We start from the raw sequence: 13575 nt of genomic DNA on the forward strand, positions 1-13575 counted from the left end.
GCGACGCCGGCTTGCGATGCGGACGACTTGCGCTGGTGCTGGATGGTGAACCACGTGGCTGCGAGAGAGATCAAACCGCCAAGCGCGGTACCGATGACCTGCCAAAGCCCGTCCTACATGACTTCAGCGTGCGCGGTTTCGGGCGTCGACGCGCGCTGGGTGTGGCTCGTCGCGCGGGTCGAAACCCCGCCGCTTAAGATCCGCTCGTGGCGATCGAACTTCCGGATGACCTGATCAGGTTGCAGCGCGCGGCCGACGACGAGGGCAAGAAGCTGGAACACCTCGACAACGATGAACGCGAGAAGCAGCGCGAGGTGTGGTTCGAGGCCGCGGCGAAAGCTCAGGCCGCGGTCACCAAGTTCGCGCAGGACAACGACCTCAACCGGCACGACGCCGAGAAGCAGCTCCGGCAGGTCACCCGACACCCGCAGCCGCCGAAAGGGTAGCCATCCCGGCTCCTTGCTTGGCTACCAATTCATGTGGCTGGGCAGATCGCAGGTCATGGGGCCAGGCGACGGAGGACAGTCGCCCAGGCCGAGCCCGACCAGCACCCCGGCCAGCGCCACCAGGCCGAGGCCGACGGCCAGGCCAGCCGGGGTGATCAGGAACCTGCCGACGCGGCCGAGCTGCCGGTCGCGGGGCACGGTGGCCCGGCGCAGATTCCAGGCGCCGAAGACGGCGGCGGTGGCGGCCCCGAAGCCTGCGGACACCCGGCCGTCGTGGAAGACGCCCTGGGCTACGTAGGCGACCATGCCGCCGAAGAACAGCGCGTACATGATCCGGACGAGCACCTTATTGATCATCGTCGTCATCCTCCGGGTACGGGTCGGGCACGAAGCGCTCCACGCGCGGCCACAGCCGGGAGCCGAGCCAGCACCCACCGGCCAGCACGAGCGCCCCGACCGCGAGCGTCAGCCAATTCGTGTGCCACACGGCCTGTACGACGGCCCCGACGGGGACCGCGAGGACGACGGCGAAGACGTAGATGAAGCAGCCGCTGACGCAGCCCATGGCTTCGGCACGGTCTTCCGTCTGGAAGGGCCCTATCGGCCCCATGGGGCTACTCATTGTCTTCCTCTTCGTACTCGGGCTGGTCGGTGCGGCCGTTCCACCACTGGTACAGCAGGTTGCCCCCACCGGCGCTGACCCCTCCGCCGATCGCACCGTCCCAGTCGCCGGTGATGAGCCCATAGACGCCGAAGACGACGGCAAACACGACGACGGTCGCCACGGCCTGCCGGAGGGTGAGCTTCTTCGGCGGCTCCGCCGACTGCCACCGTTCCCAACGCGACTTCATCGGCTCTCCCTTTCCAGCCGGAAGACGTCACGGATGTTCTTGACGGTGGCCACGACCAGCACGGCGAGGACGGCCCCCAACAGGGCCCACAGCCACCCCGGCATAACCAGGGGGGCGTCGGAACCGAGTCCGCTCCAGGCGCCAACGCCGCCACCGGCCCCGCTCGCTGCGGCCGGTCCACTGGCGGGCGTTGTTGCGAGCTTCTTCAGACGCTTGATCATCGGCGCTTCACCTCATCGCGCATACGGCGGCGCTTCACATACCGCCAGCACAGGCAGCCGAGGATGTAGAGGGTGGCGGCCAGCCCGTACACGGGGCCCCAGGGTGAGTTTCTGGGATCCGTCGCGATGTGAACGGTGACGACGACCGCCACGGCCGAGATGAAAACGTCCATCCACTTGTCCGAGAGCGGCTTCACTTGGGCCACCCACGGCGGTACTCGCGCAGGGCTATGCCGCAGGCGCCGACGCCGCACGTGCCGCCGACGATGAGCACCGTGAGCGTCCAGGCCGACACCTCTGGTGCCATCACGACGCTCAAGGCGCTCCCGACCAGGGCCAGGGATATGCCGCCCAGGATCATCCCGAGCTGTGTACGCGTCACTTGCGCCTCCGGAACATGTAGACGAAGACGCCGACCGCGATGGCGGTCCCCATGATCAGGACCACGAGCCCTTGGTCGTGCGTTAGGTCGGGCGGGAGGTACCCACTCGGGATGGACCCGTTCACTTGCGCTGCTCCGCCGCCTCGCGGGCGCTCTGGACCAGGAAGACCCCGCAGGGGACCAGGAGCAGCGGCAGGACGGCTACCCACCACGTAGCCCCGAGAGCAAAGAACGAGATCACGCCGAGGATCTCGCCGAGGGAGGCCGCGCACACGACGCCCCAGGCCGAGGCCCGGAGCAGCGCGACGTTCACGGTGGGAAGGGGCTTGGCGCCCTCGCGGCGCTGCTTGTAGCGGCCGTAGACGCATAGGCCGATCAGCACGACGAAGATGAGCACCAGGGTCGGCAGAGCCGCCCAGTCGGGCAGCAGGTCGGCGATGAGGCCCCCGCCCCTGCCTCGTGCGAGATACAGCATGGTCCGTGCTCCGCTCGAATTAGCCCCCCGACTGCCGATGTGTCCGGGGGACGCTAGGCGGCGTGCCGGGCGCGGCGGAAATTGATCATGGGTGTTCGTTGCACGCCTCACACATTTCGACAGTCGAGCGCCTCGACCACGAGTAGACGCAGCAGATCCGCAAGATCACCCGACACCTGCAGTCGCCGCAGCGGCAGGCCACTCGCGGAGCGGCCACTCCCGCCCGCGGTCCCACTCGGTGAGGTGTAGCCGCGTGCCCGGCGGCAGGCGACCGCGCTGCCCGACTCCGCCGATGCGAGCCGAGCAAGGGCGATGTAGACAGGAATCATGTCGCAGCGCGGCGAAGGACTTCGACGGCCGGTGCGAGCGGGTCGGGCGTTGCTCGTCATCCCGATCGCGTGGATTTTTGCGGTGTCCGTGATCGACCTTCTTGCTCCGCCCGACATTCATCTGGGTCCGCTGCTCGTCGCGGCCCCGGCGATCACACCGTTGTTCGGCGGGCCCCGGACGGTGGGCCTGGTCTCTGCACTGGCGGTGATCGCGCAGACGATCATCGGGATCGTGCGCGAGCCTGAGCAGATGTTCTCGGCCAACCACCAGGCACAGATCATCGCCCTCGTGCTGGTCGGCACGAGCCTGGTGATCTTCTGTGTAGTGCGGGAGCGCCGCGCAAAGGTGATGGCGCAAGTGCGGTACGTGGCCGAGGCCGCCCAACGGGTGGTCCTGCCGCCGCTGCCCGAGGAGATCGGGCCGCTGCGAGTGGCCTCCCTCTACCTTGCCGCAGAGGCCGAGGCCCAGATCGGCGGGGATCTGTACGCGGCGGCGCGCACCACCTCCGGCACCCGGCTGATCGTCGGCGACGTGCAAGGCAAGGGGATGACTGCGGTCAATGACGCCGCTCTGCTGCTGGGAGCGTTCCGCATCGCTGCTCACCGCCAGGCGAGCCTGGGTGAGCTGGTGACCTACTTAGACCAGAGCGTGTGCTGGGACCTGATGGAGCCGGGTGAGACGGGCCGCTACGGAGAAACCTTCATCACCGCCACCATCCTGGACATTCCCGACCACGGCGGCCGGGTCCAGATGGTCGCCTGCGGCCACCCCCCGCCGCTCGTCCAGCGCAACGGCCGACCGACGACGATGGACACTCTTCATCCCGCACCTCCGTTAGGCCTGGGCGAACTGGCGCATCCGCGCTACCACGTCGACAGCTTCCCGTTCGGGGAGGGAGACCTTCTGCTGCTGTACACCGACGGCGTCACCGAGGCCCGCGACTCCACCGGCACCTTCTACCCGCTCGCCGAGCGCATCACAGGCTGGACCGAGAACGACCCCGCCGCCTTCCTCGGTCGCTTGCGGCGTGACCTGCTGAACCATGTCGGCGGACACCTGAACGACGACGCCGCCATGATCGTCATAAAGCGCACTGTCACACCCCAGGCCTGATCACCCTGCCTCCTCCTGGACCACTCAAAATCGTCCTGGGCGAAGTGGCGCGGTGGCCGGGCGTACCGCTACGAGGCGGCCTGACTGCGGCGTCCGGCCCAGCAGCGCAGGCGCCCGGCGCCCCGTCAACTGGGCCTGTGGACGTGGAGTATCCCGTCGCCGTCGCGCTCGCCGAGAACGCCGCCCACGCTGCCCTCCGGTCCTGACTGGTGGTTCGAACTGAAGTTTGACGGTTCTCCAGACGCCTGAAGTTGTCTCATCTGATTTCCACCGCGGGATCTGACCACACTCAACTGGCAAGCCCTGTGAGTATGCGTACTCAGACGGGTGGTGAGGCTCCCGCATACCGTCGCAGGATGGCCATGGAATCGATGCAGCAGGGTGCGAGCGCGAAGGTGAAGCGCTGCGGCAACGTGGTGGGCAGCACGCTGTTCCGTGGGGGGCTCGTCCTCACGTCCGCCCTGCCAGAGTCGGTTCGCTGGTTCCCCCTGTGGTTCGGGGCCGTGATCTCGAACGGGAGGAGCGGCAAGGGGGGCATCAGTCGCCTGCTTCGCCTACATAAGTGGCTCTAACAAAAGCTGCTGATCATGAGTGTTTCGGTCTGCCTGCTCGTAGGTCTGGTCATGGGAGAGCGTCAGTCGCGGCCATGGATCGTGTCGGACGAACTGTGGTCGATGATCGAGCCGTTGCTGCCGAAACCGGGCCCGAAGAAGGTCGAGGGAAGACCACGGGTCCCGGACCGGCAGGCACTGTGCGGGATCCTCTTCGTCCTGCACACCGGCATCCAATGGGAGTACCCGCCCCAGGAGTTGGGCTTCGGCTCGGGCATGACCTGCTGGCGCCGGCTGGCCGCCTGGAACGAGGCGGGTGTGTGGGACGAACTGCACCTGGTGCTGCTGAAGAAGCTGCGGTCGGCGGGCAAGCTGGACTGGTCCCGGGCGGTGATCGATTCCTCGCACGTCCGGGCCGCTCGGCGTGGCCCAAAAGCGGGCCGAGCCCGGTCGACCGCGCGCGGCCGGGCAGCAAGCACCATGTGCTCACCGACGGCCAGGGCATCCCGCTCGCGGTGTCGCTGACCGTCGGCAACCGCAACGACGTCACTCAACTCCTGCCCCTGCTCGACAAGGTTCCACCGGTGGCTGGCATGGTCGGACGGCCCCGCAGGAAACCGGACTTGTTGTTCGCCGACCGGGGCTATGACCACGACATCTACCGCCGCCAGGTACGACAGCGCGGGATTCGTCCGGCGATCGCCGAACGCGGCCAGCCGCACGGGACCGGATCGGTACTTCAAACCCCAACGCCTCCACGCCGACAAGGCCTACGACATTCCCCACCTGCGGAGATAGCTGTGGGGAAAACACATCGGTGTGCGCATCGCACGCAAAGGCACCGAGTCCAGCGAACGATTAGGACGCCGCCGCTGGGTGATCGAGCGCACCCTGTCCTAGCTGTCCGGATCCCGCAGACTCAGCCCCCGCTACGAACGCCCCCCCGCAACTACCTGGCCTCCTCGGCCTCGCCGCCGCCCTGTGCTGCTACAAGCGACTACTCCGCCTCACCACATAGGACAACGTCTTAGCGGTTCAGTTGGCCGCTCTCGCACTCAGCGTCGAGCTGACCAGTCGGATGGATGGAGTGCTCGCGGAGTGCTCGGCTCAGGATGCAGGGCAAGAGGCCGCAGGTGCCCCACCCCCCGGCCCGGCGAGGTGCGCGCCCGCTGAGAAGGGTCAGTTGCCGGGAACGGTGACGACGATTTTGCCGACCTGTCCGCCGGCTTCCAGGTAGCGGTGCGCCTCGGCGATGTCTTCCAGAGGGAACGTCTTGTCGATGGTGGGGGTCAGCTCGCCCTTGGCGAGACCGTCGGCCACGAAGGCGACCGCTTCGGCGCGTCGCCGGTCGTCGGTGGTGATCTCGAAGAGTTCGAATCCCCGGATGGTGAGGTGCTTGAAGAGGACCTCACCGACGTTGAGCGGGGTGGGGGTGCGGTCGAGGACGCCGTAGAGGACGAGGTGGGCCTCGTGGGCGGCGGCGGTGACGAGGTCGGCCAGGGCTGCGCCGCCGACGGGGTCGAAGATGATGCGGGCGCCCTGGCCGTCGGTCAGCTCCCGCACCCGGGCGGGCACGTCTTCCTCGGCGGTGGCGATGACCTCGTCCGCGCCGGCGTCCAGGAGCTGCTGCCGCTTGGCGCTGGTGCGGGTCAGGGCGACGGCGCGGGCGCCGGCCTTGTGGGCGACCTGGATGGCGGCGAGGCCGACGCTGCTGGAGGCCGCGGAGATCAGGACGGTGTCGCCGGGGCGGACACCCGCGAGGTCGACCAGGCCGCCATAGGCGGTGATGAACTGCATCCACACCGAGGCCGCCTCCTCGAAGGAGAGCCGCTCGGGGTGGGCGACGACCGCGTGGGCGGGGGCGAGCACCGCCTCCCCGTGCACGCCGTAGTCGGTCATGGCGAAGGACGGCACCACGCTGACCGGCTCACCCACGCTCAGCCCGCGCACGCCGTCACCGAGGGCCTCGACCACTCCGGCCGCCTCGTAGCCGATGCCGGAGGGGAAGACGGGATCGACCCCGTACTGGCCCAGCCGGAACATCGACTCCGCCCGGTTCAGGCCCAGCGCCCGGGTCCGGATCAAGACCTCACCCGCCCCGGGCTCGGGCACGGGGGCCTCCTCCAGATGCAGGACGTCGGGTCCGCCGGTCTGGTGGAAACGGACGGCGCGGTTCATGCGTGGCTCCTTGGTGCGGTTGGGTGCGCTGGGGGAACCGGTGTGGCACCGGCTTCCTCCTCCACCCTGCCCCAAGGTTCGATGAGGGTCAAACTATGACCACCATCGAAAGATGTACATCGGGGGCGGCGCCCTCCCTCAGTCGACGCCCGAGCCGGTCTTCGCCGTACAGGCCGCGATCACGGCCGGAAGCAGGCCGGGGAACCGCTCCTCCATCTCCTCGGTGCGCAGCGTGTTCATCTTGGTCACGCCCGCGTAGTACTGCCGGATCACCCCCGCTTCCCGCAGCACGTTGAAATGGTGGGTGAGCGTGGAGATGGAGACCGGCGCCTCGAACGTGCCACAGCTCATATCCTCGCCCTTGCGTGCGAGCTGGGAGACCACCATCCGGCGCACCGGGTCCGCCAGCGCCTCCATCACCTGCTGGAGATCCACCTGGGCAAGGTCGGGATGATCCACTGTCCGGGGGGCGGAACGGGGGCGGGCCACAGACAACTCCTAAAAGCGATACCGGCAACCCACCCATACTACGACTGTCATCGAAGTAATGGTCAGGACTGACCCGCGGACGCGGACGAGCCTCAGTGAAGGCACTGAAACGAGGCATGAACGGCCAACTGAACCGCTAAGCGGCCAACTGAAGTACTCAGTCACAAGAGTGTGGGCATGGCAGGACTGGACAACTTCCCCGAGCACCGCCGAGAAGCGCCCCTCGAAGAATCGCCTCTGCACGGCGCTGAGCGCCTGCACGTTCGCAGCCCTCCATCAGCTGTACGAGCTTCAGCGCGGCAGAAGCATGCCCGAAACCGTTGGCGCTGACGCGGCGGGGATGCGAGGCTGCCGCACCATGCCACCGAAGAAGAAGCCCAGATGACGCACGACGAGGCGCTCAAGCAGCTCAGCCACCTGGCACGCGAGAGGACATTCGGAACGCATGTCGGATCCGACCGCCTCATTCAGGCCGGGCTGGACGCCCTGATCGCCGGCGTCGAGAGCCCTTCACTCGCCCTGCTGGCGGGTCTCCTTCCCAGCGAGGAGCCCGAAGCACCCGAACTCTACGACCAGGTGCTGGACGAGTTGGGGCTGGCCTTTCACCCGCCGGCCGACCCCAGGGCCGCGAAGTGGGCGATGGCACACTGGATCGTCGGCCAGATCGCCGACGGCTCGCTCGACCCGGCCACCGGGACACACCTCATCCGGACAGACATCGCCTACGACCTTGGATATCCGGAAGACCTGGAACCGCTCGTCCACTACGCCCACAACCTGGACGACTGGGAAGAGAACTGGGACATCTCGCGTGCAAAGCTCAACCGGCAAGCAGTCGAGGCTGCCAACGAGTTCCTGAGCAAACGCCCCGGGAACGACGACGCACGCTGACCCGCAGGTCACGCCGGGTTGGCCAACGCCTCCCCTCCCTGCTGCACGACCGTCCCGCCCACAAGCGCAGGCAGGCCCCGGCGACTCCCCGCAAACCTTCCGCGTGTCCAGCTGGGTCGGCGAGTTGAGTGTCGATGCCAGTGACCATGGCGCGCAGCACGTCGGCATTCTCCAGTGACGTCTGGTCGACCTGTACGCGGAACGCAGCCAAGAGGTCTCGCACGGCGGCGGGGTCTGTGGTCGTGTGAGGCGCGGCGTGCTGGTGAACATTGGAGATGTTCTGGCCGACCACGTTCTGCACCGCGCCCGTTTTGTCGCCGCCGATCCGAGGCGGGCAAGAAGATCGTCGGATGCAAACACAGCATCATCACCGACACCCTCGGACTGCCTCTGGCGGTGCTGGTCACCGCGGCGAGCGTGCAAGATTCCGCCGCCGGCCGCACCTTGCTGCCGTAAGCCGCCGGCCGGCCATCCCGGCCTGCGGGGCCGCTGCCTCCGGACGACCCGGCACGCCGACACATCATGCGCCCATGATTGGATGTTGCGCATGGCAGGTCGGGGGACGGCCGAGGCGGATTTGCCCGGCGAGATACGTGAGGCGCTCCTGCGGGGCCGCTGGTACTTCCAGCGGGGCGAGGAGCCTGGGTTCTTTGCGGTCGAGGGGCCGGAGGGGCCACTGGTCGCGGTGTTCTCGTCCGTGGCGGAGCTGGCCCGCTACGCCGGGGCGTGCGAGTGGTTCTCCACTCTGGGTGCGGACCTGATGACACTGCTGCCCGAGGATCACGGACTGGTCGTGGATCTTGCCGGAAGCGCACCGCAGCTACTGCCCGCCGAGCTTCTGGACCCACTGCGCCCCGATCCCGCGGACAGCGCCGAACCCAGCAAGGGGAGCGATCCCCGGTGAGTGACGGCTACAAGGTCGAGATCTCCGCGTTGCAGCGCACAGTGGCACCGCTGGAGGAGTCGATGGTCGCGGCCAAGGACGTCCGCGCCAAGAAGAGCGACATCGCCTCCCATGCCACGCACGCCGGATCAGAAGTTGTCACCTCGGCGGTCGACGGCTTCCTGGAGTCCTGGGACTACGGCATGGGCGAGCTGATCAAGTACTCCGAGGACATCGTCGACAAGCTGAACGAGACCATCGCCGGCTACGAACAGGCCGAGGAGCTGGGCATCGACAACTTCACGCCCACCGACGAGAACCTCGCCTCGCTGCCCTCCGGCCCGGTCGGCCAGTGGCAGTACGACCAAACCCACCCGGACCTGCCCGGGAACAAGCCCGGCTGGGAGAAAGGCGCCGACGGCTGGCAGCAGGGCTTCGAGGACTGGGCGTTCGGATGAGCGGCACGATCGGCGCGGACAGCACGCCCAAGGACCTCATACCCGGCGATGTCGAACAGCTGGAGACCCTGCGGGCGACGCTGCGCGCTTACGCGGGTGCGTTCGCCGACGCCAAGCTGCGGCTGCGCACCGTGGACGCGGACGACTGGCAGGGCGCCGCGGCGATGGACTTCCGCTCCGCCGTACGCCACATCCCCGACACATTGGACACGGCGCACGAGTCCTTCGACCGGGCCGCCAAAGCGGTCACCGACTACGCCGACGTGCTCGCCGAGGCACAGCACAAAGTGCGGCCGATCATCGAGGACGCAGCCGACGCCCGTCGCGCCTCGCACACCCACCAGCAGGACGTCGACGACTACAACGCCGCCGTCGACCGCGACGCCGACCCGCTTCCCACCCGCCCGCCGGAGACCGACCCGGGAGCAGCGGCGATGGACCACTGCCAAGCCCAGATCGACAAGCTGCGCGAGCAGGTCGAAGAGGCCGCTCACCGCGCCAAGAAGCATCTGGACTCGGCAGCCGAGGCGGCTCCGGACGAACCCGGCTGGTTCAGCAAGCTGCTCGGCGGCGGCAAGAACATCCTCAAGGGTGGCTACGAAGGCCTCGAAGGCATGGGGCAGCTGACCAATATCCTCGTCCATCCCTCCCGTTGGGGCATGACGTTGGCCAGCGCCACCGACAGCATGGTGTACGGGGCCCAGCACCCCGTCGAGTTCGCCAAGGCCGTAGCCGACTGGGACACGCTCAAGAGTGAACCCGCACGTTGGGTCGGCCGTATCCTGCCCGACGCCGCCGCAGCCCTGGTCACCGGAGGCGCCAGCGCCGCCGCCACGCGAGGTGCCCGTGCCGCGGACCGGATCGCCGACCGGGTGTCCAATCTGCGCCGCGACGGCAAGGGCCGCGAGGACACCGACACCCGCCCCGACGACGTGTGCCGCGCGGACGGCGACAAGTGCAAGGCCGGCGAGCCGATCGACATCGCCACCGGCGAGATGTCCCTCACCCACACCGACCTCACCCTCCCCGGCGCCCTCCCCCTCGTCCTCACCCGCACCCACCTGTCCAACTACGGAGCGGGCGGCTGGTTCGGCCGCTCCTGGGCCGCCACTCTCGACCAGCACCTCGAAGTCGACGAGGACACCGTCGTGTTCGCCGCGGCGGACGGCGTGCTGCTCGCCTACCCGCTGCCCAAGACCGGCGAGACCGCCTACCCCACCCACGGCGCGCAATGGCCCCTGCACCGCGACGACGAGAGCGACTTCCGCCTCACCGACCCGCATACCGGCCGCACCCTCCATTTCGCCGAACATCCGCACACCGGCTACCCGTTGACCGGGATCGAGGACCGCTCCGGCCGTCGTATCGACCTGGACTACGACACCGAGACCGGCTGCCCGATCGCGCTGCGCCACTCCGGCGGCTACCACGTCACCGTCGAGACCCACCCGGACCTGCCGCGCATCACGGCCCTGCGTATGGCCGACACACTGATCGTCACGTACGAGTACGACGCACTCGGCAACCTCACCGGAGTGACCAACTCCTCCGGCACACCTCTGCGCTTCACCTACGACGACGCCGACCGTGTCACGTCCTGGACCGACCGCAACGACACCACGTTCGCCTACGTCTACGACCACGCCGGCCGCGTCCTGCGCACCCTCGGCCCGGACGGCATGTGGTCCGGCACCTTCCGCTACGAACCCGCCCAGCGCCGCACCACCTACACCGACTCCCTCGGCCACGCGACGCTGTACGAGTACGACGAGCGCAACAAGCTGCTGCGGACCACCGATCCGCTGGGCAACGCGACGTCGCAGGAGTGGACACCGGATGGCCGCCACCTCACTGCGGTGATCGACCCGCTCGGAAACACCACTCGCTACGAACGCGACACGGACGGCAATCTCACCGGGGTACTACTGCCCGACGGCACCCGCGCGACAGCTCTTTACAACACACTGCACCAGCCCGTGCAAGTCACCCAGCCGGGCGGCGCCACCTGGCATTACACCTACGACATCCACGGCAATCGCCTCTCGGCCACCGACCCGACGGGCGCGACCACCACCTACGCGTACGACACGCTCGGGCACCTGGTCGCAGTCACCGATGCACTCGGCCACAGTCGCCACATCACCAACGACGCGGCAGGCCTGCCCCTCACCGTCACCGGTGCGGACGGTCACACCACAACAGCCACCCGCGACGCGTTCGGCCGCCCGGTGACCGTCACCGATGCCCGCGGCTGCACCACACACACCACCTGGTCCGTCGAGGGCAAGCCCCTGTCGCGCCGGCACCCCGACGGCACATGCGATACGTGGGCCTGGGACGGCGAGGGCAACCTCCTCACGCACACCAACCGCGCCGGACACACCACCCACCACACCTATACACACTTCGACCTGCCGGCCAACCGTACCGACGCGGATGGCGCCGAGTTCACGTTCACGTACGACACCGAACTGCGTCTCACTCAGGTCACCAACCCGGCCGGGCTGAACTGGAGCTACTCCTACGACGCGGCCGGACACCTGCGCGCCGAGACCGACTTCAACGGCCGCACCCTCACCTACACCCACGACGCAGCGGGCCGTCTGGCTTCACGCACCAACGGCGCAGACGAGACCGAGACCTTCCAGCGCGACGCATTCGGCCGTACCACCGCACGTCTCACGGACGACGGCCGCCGCACCACGTTCGACTACACGCCCGGCGGACAGCTGACCGCAATGTCCAACCTGGACGCAGCTGTCACCTACACGCACGACCCACTGGGTCGCGTCCTGTCAGAGACGGTCAACGGTCGCACCACGGCGTACGGCTACGACGCACTCGGTCGCCGCACCTCCCGCACCACCCCGAGCGGCCACATATCCACCTGGACCTACGGTGCCGGAAACAACCCCGAGGCGCTGTCCACCTCGACCGGCCACCGCCTCGACTTCGGCTACGACGCCGCAGGCAACGAGATCACCCGCACCGTCGACGACAGCGCCTTCTTCCTTCAGACCTTCGACGCAGCAGGCCACCTCAGCACCCAGTCCCTGCACACCCACGACCTGGACACTGCCCCACTCCAGCACCGCAGTTACACCTACCGTGCGGACGGCTACCTCACCGAGATCACCGAATCCGGAACGGCCACCAGCACCCGCCGCTTCGACCTGACCCCCACCGGCCGGGCCACCGTGGTCCGTGCCACCGGCTGGAGCGAGTCGTACGCCTACGACTCCACCGGCAACCTCTCCTCGGCCGCAACCCCCGTCACCGAGGACTCCGACGGCCTCCGCGAGACGACCGGCACCCTGCTCCACCGCGCCGGCCGCACTCACTACACGTATGACACCCAGGGCCGCCTGACCCGCCGCACTCGCCGGCTCCTCAACGGCCAGAAGCGCACCTGGACCTACGCCTGGAACACCGAGGACCGCCTCACCGAAGCGACCACCCCTGACGGCACGCGCTGGCGGTACACGTACGACCCAACAGGCCGCCGCACCGCCAAGCACCGCCTCGACGACACCGGCGCAAGTACCGAATCCGTCCACTTCACCTGGGACGGTACCCGCCTCGCCGAACAAGCCACCGCCGATGGCACCGTCACTACCTGGGACTACACCCCCGGCACCCACCGCCCCCTGGCCCAAACCCTCACCCAGGCAGACGTCGACGCCCGCTTCCACGCGATCGTCACCGACCTGGTCGGCACCCCGACGGAACTCGTCACCCCCGACGGCGAGATCGAATGGCAACAGCGCACGACCTTGTGGGGCGCGCCCTTCCCCGCTGTCACGACGGCCGACATCGTCGACTGCCCCCTACGCTTCCCCGGCCAGTACATTGACACCGAAACTGGCCTTTACTACAACAATCAGCGCTACTACGACCCCGAAACCGCCCGATACCTCAGCCCTGACCCGCTCGGTCTCCGGCCCGCCGTAAATCACCACGCGTACGTCGCCAATCCACTCGCGTGGATCGATGCCTTGGGCCTCAAGTGCGAAGACCCGCTGCCTGAGGCGAATAGCATTGCGCAGCACGCAAACGAGAGATTCAGCGACGGCGCACTGGATCATCACGTCAAGAACATCCCCCAAGACAAGCTGGCAAATTACGTCTCCAACGTCCTTGAAGGTGACATCGACGGGGTCGAGACGCGATACGGGCTGAACAGCGGAAGAACGGCCTACTGGGACCCAGACACTGGAGCCGTCGTTATTGAGGACCCCGGTAGTCCTCACGGAGGCTCCGTTTTCACACCCCAGGAGGGACACACATACTTTGAAGACCTGGAGTAG

The 13575-nt window shown here is 67.9% G+C and carries 16 protein-coding genes and 2 pseudogenes; 8 read left to right on the top strand and 10 right to left on the bottom strand.

The features are described from left to right. Positions 1–206 precede the first annotated feature (206 nt). Positions 207–446 carry a hypothetical protein gene (locus ACOKM3_RS07540; protein ID WP_426898205.1) on the top strand — a complete coding sequence of 80 codons (240 nt, stop codon included), beginning with the start codon at positions 207–209 and terminating at the stop codon, positions 444–446. Between the two features lie 21 nt (positions 447–467). Here ACOKM3_RS07540 and ACOKM3_RS07545 read toward each other — a convergent pair whose 3' ends face one another. The 8 genes from ACOKM3_RS07545 to ACOKM3_RS07580 are packed head-to-tail and all read right to left on the bottom strand — an operon-like array spanning position 468 to position 2375. Then, positions 468–803, bottom strand: a complete 336-nt coding sequence (locus tag ACOKM3_RS07545; RefSeq protein WP_426898207.1) for a hypothetical protein — start codon at positions 801–803, stop codon at positions 468–470. Further along, complete coding sequence (locus ACOKM3_RS07550; protein WP_404081035.1) at positions 793–1068, bottom strand: hypothetical protein; 276 nt, start codon at positions 1066–1068, stop codon at positions 793–795. The genes ACOKM3_RS07545 and ACOKM3_RS07550 overlap by 11 nt, the downstream gene beginning before the upstream one ends. Next, positions 1061–1297 carry a hypothetical protein gene (locus ACOKM3_RS07555; protein ID WP_426898209.1) on the bottom strand — a complete coding sequence of 79 codons (237 nt, stop codon included), beginning with the start codon at positions 1295–1297 and terminating at the stop codon, positions 1061–1063. Before ACOKM3_RS07555 ends, ACOKM3_RS07550 begins: the two co-directional genes overlap by 8 nt. Beyond that, positions 1294–1518 carry a hypothetical protein gene (locus tag ACOKM3_RS07560; protein ID WP_426898211.1) on the bottom strand — a complete coding sequence of 75 codons (225 nt, stop codon included), beginning with the start codon at positions 1516–1518 and terminating at the stop codon, positions 1294–1296. Before ACOKM3_RS07560 ends, ACOKM3_RS07555 begins: the two co-directional genes overlap by 4 nt. Then, the gene (locus ACOKM3_RS07565) at positions 1515–1691 is read right to left on the bottom strand and encodes a hypothetical protein (RefSeq protein WP_426898213.1); all 177 of its coding nucleotides are present in this window, start codon (positions 1689–1691) and stop codon (positions 1515–1517) included. Before ACOKM3_RS07565 ends, ACOKM3_RS07560 begins: the two co-directional genes overlap by 4 nt. 20 nt (positions 1692–1711) lie before the next feature. Next, entirely contained in the window at positions 1712–1900 is a 189-nt protein-coding gene (locus ACOKM3_RS07570; RefSeq protein ID WP_426898215.1) for a hypothetical protein, read from the bottom strand. Further along, positions 1897–2025, bottom strand: coding sequence for a hypothetical protein (locus ACOKM3_RS07575; protein WP_426898217.1), 129 nt, complete (start codon positions 2023–2025; stop codon positions 1897–1899). The genes ACOKM3_RS07570 and ACOKM3_RS07575 overlap by 4 nt, the downstream gene beginning before the upstream one ends. Beyond that, positions 2022–2375, bottom strand: coding sequence for a hypothetical protein (locus tag ACOKM3_RS07580; RefSeq protein ID WP_426898219.1), 354 nt, complete (start codon positions 2373–2375; stop codon positions 2022–2024). The genes ACOKM3_RS07575 and ACOKM3_RS07580 overlap by 4 nt, the downstream gene beginning before the upstream one ends. A 327-nt stretch (positions 2376–2702) precedes the next feature. Between ACOKM3_RS07580 and ACOKM3_RS07585 the strand changes: the two genes are divergently transcribed. After that, positions 2703–3818 carry a PP2C family protein-serine/threonine phosphatase gene (locus ACOKM3_RS07585; protein ID WP_426898221.1) on the top strand — a complete coding sequence of 372 codons (1116 nt, stop codon included), beginning with the start codon at positions 2703–2705 and terminating at the stop codon, positions 3816–3818. A gap of 623 nt (positions 3819–4441) precedes the next feature. Then, positions 4442–5387, top strand: a pseudogene (locus ACOKM3_RS07590) (IS5 family transposase). A 161-nt stretch (positions 5388–5548) separates the two neighbouring features. Here ACOKM3_RS07590 and ACOKM3_RS07595 read toward each other — a convergent pair. Together ACOKM3_RS07595 and ACOKM3_RS07600 are read right to left on the bottom strand one after the other, a co-directional pair. Next, positions 5549–6547 (bottom strand): zinc-dependent alcohol dehydrogenase family protein, encoded by a 999-nt coding sequence (locus ACOKM3_RS07595; protein ID WP_426898223.1) that lies wholly within the window; start codon positions 6545–6547, stop codon positions 5549–5551. A gap of 138 nt (positions 6548–6685) precedes the next feature. Beyond that, entirely contained in the window at positions 6686–6964 is a 279-nt protein-coding gene (locus ACOKM3_RS07600) for an ArsR/SmtB family transcription factor (RefSeq protein ID WP_426906725.1), read from the bottom strand. Between the two features lie 453 nt (positions 6965–7417). Between ACOKM3_RS07600 and ACOKM3_RS07605 the strand changes: the two genes are divergently transcribed. The 5 genes and pseudogenes from ACOKM3_RS07605 to ACOKM3_RS07625 all read left to right on the top strand — a co-directional run bounded on the left by ACOKM3_RS07605 (position 7418) and on the right by ACOKM3_RS07625 (position 13575). Continuing rightward, on the top strand, positions 7418–7927 hold the full coding sequence (locus tag ACOKM3_RS07605) for a hypothetical protein (RefSeq protein ID WP_426898225.1): 510 nt from the start codon (positions 7418–7420) through the stop codon (positions 7925–7927). A 327-nt stretch (positions 7928–8254) separates the two neighbouring features. Further along, positions 8255–8377, top strand: a pseudogene (locus ACOKM3_RS07610) (transposase); the annotation flags it as partial. 97 nt (positions 8378–8474) lie between these two features. After that, positions 8475–8831 (top strand): SseB family protein, encoded by a 357-nt coding sequence (locus ACOKM3_RS07615; protein ID WP_426898227.1) that lies wholly within the window; start codon positions 8475–8477, stop codon positions 8829–8831. Then, positions 8828–9268, top strand: a complete 441-nt coding sequence (locus ACOKM3_RS07620) for a hypothetical protein (protein ID WP_266722928.1) — start codon at positions 8828–8830, stop codon at positions 9266–9268. The genes ACOKM3_RS07615 and ACOKM3_RS07620 overlap by 4 nt, the downstream gene beginning before the upstream one ends. Then, positions 9265–13575 (top strand): putative T7SS-secreted protein, encoded by a 4311-nt coding sequence (locus tag ACOKM3_RS07625; protein WP_426898229.1) that lies wholly within the window; start codon positions 9265–9267, stop codon positions 13573–13575. Before ACOKM3_RS07620 ends, ACOKM3_RS07625 begins: the two co-directional genes overlap by 4 nt.

It is taken from the genome of Streptomyces nidicola (assembly GCF_050106155.1).
Lineage (GTDB): Bacteria > Actinomycetota > Actinomycetes > Streptomycetales > Streptomycetaceae > Streptomyces.

What these genes read in the sequence shown, in the direction of transcription:
- ACOKM3_RS07545 (WP_426898207.1), bottom strand. Translation starts at nt 803, where the DNA reads ATGATCAATAAGGTGCTCGTCCGGATCATGTACGCGCTGTTCTTCGGC.
- ACOKM3_RS07550 (WP_404081035.1), bottom strand. Translation starts at nt 1,068, where the DNA reads ATGAGTAGCCCCATGGGGCCGATAGGGCCCTTCCAGACGGAAGACCGT.
- ACOKM3_RS07555 (WP_426898209.1), bottom strand. Translation starts at nt 1,297, where the DNA reads ATGAAGTCGCGTTGGGAACGGTGGCAGTCGGCGGAGCCGCCGAAGAAG.
- ACOKM3_RS07560 (WP_426898211.1), bottom strand. Translation starts at nt 1,518, where the DNA reads ATGATCAAGCGTCTGAAGAAGCTCGCAACAACGCCCGCCAGTGGACCG.
- ACOKM3_RS07565 (WP_426898213.1), bottom strand. Translation starts at nt 1,691, where the DNA reads ATGGACGTTTTCATCTCGGCCGTGGCGGTCGTCGTCACCGTTCACATC.
- ACOKM3_RS07580 (WP_426898219.1), bottom strand. Translation starts at nt 2,375, where the DNA reads ATGCTGTATCTCGCACGAGGCAGGGGCGGGGGCCTCATCGCCGACCTG.
- ACOKM3_RS07585 (WP_426898221.1), top strand. Translation starts at nt 2,703, where the DNA reads ATGTCGCAGCGCGGCGAAGGACTTCGACGGCCGGTGCGAGCGGGTCGG.
- ACOKM3_RS07595 (WP_426898223.1), bottom strand. Translation starts at nt 6,547, where the DNA reads ATGAACCGCGCCGTCCGTTTCCACCAGACCGGCGGACCCGACGTCCTG.
- ACOKM3_RS07600 (WP_426906725.1), bottom strand. Translation starts at nt 6,964, where the DNA reads ATGGAGGCGCTGGCGGACCCGGTGCGCCGGATGGTGGTCTCCCAGCTC.
- ACOKM3_RS07605 (WP_426898225.1), top strand. Translation starts at nt 7,418, where the DNA reads ATGACGCACGACGAGGCGCTCAAGCAGCTCAGCCACCTGGCACGCGAG.
- ACOKM3_RS07615 (WP_426898227.1), top strand. Translation starts at nt 8,475, where the DNA reads ATGGCAGGTCGGGGGACGGCCGAGGCGGATTTGCCCGGCGAGATACGT.
- ACOKM3_RS07625 (WP_426898229.1), top strand. Translation starts at nt 9,265, where the DNA reads ATGAGCGGCACGATCGGCGCGGACAGCACGCCCAAGGACCTCATACCC.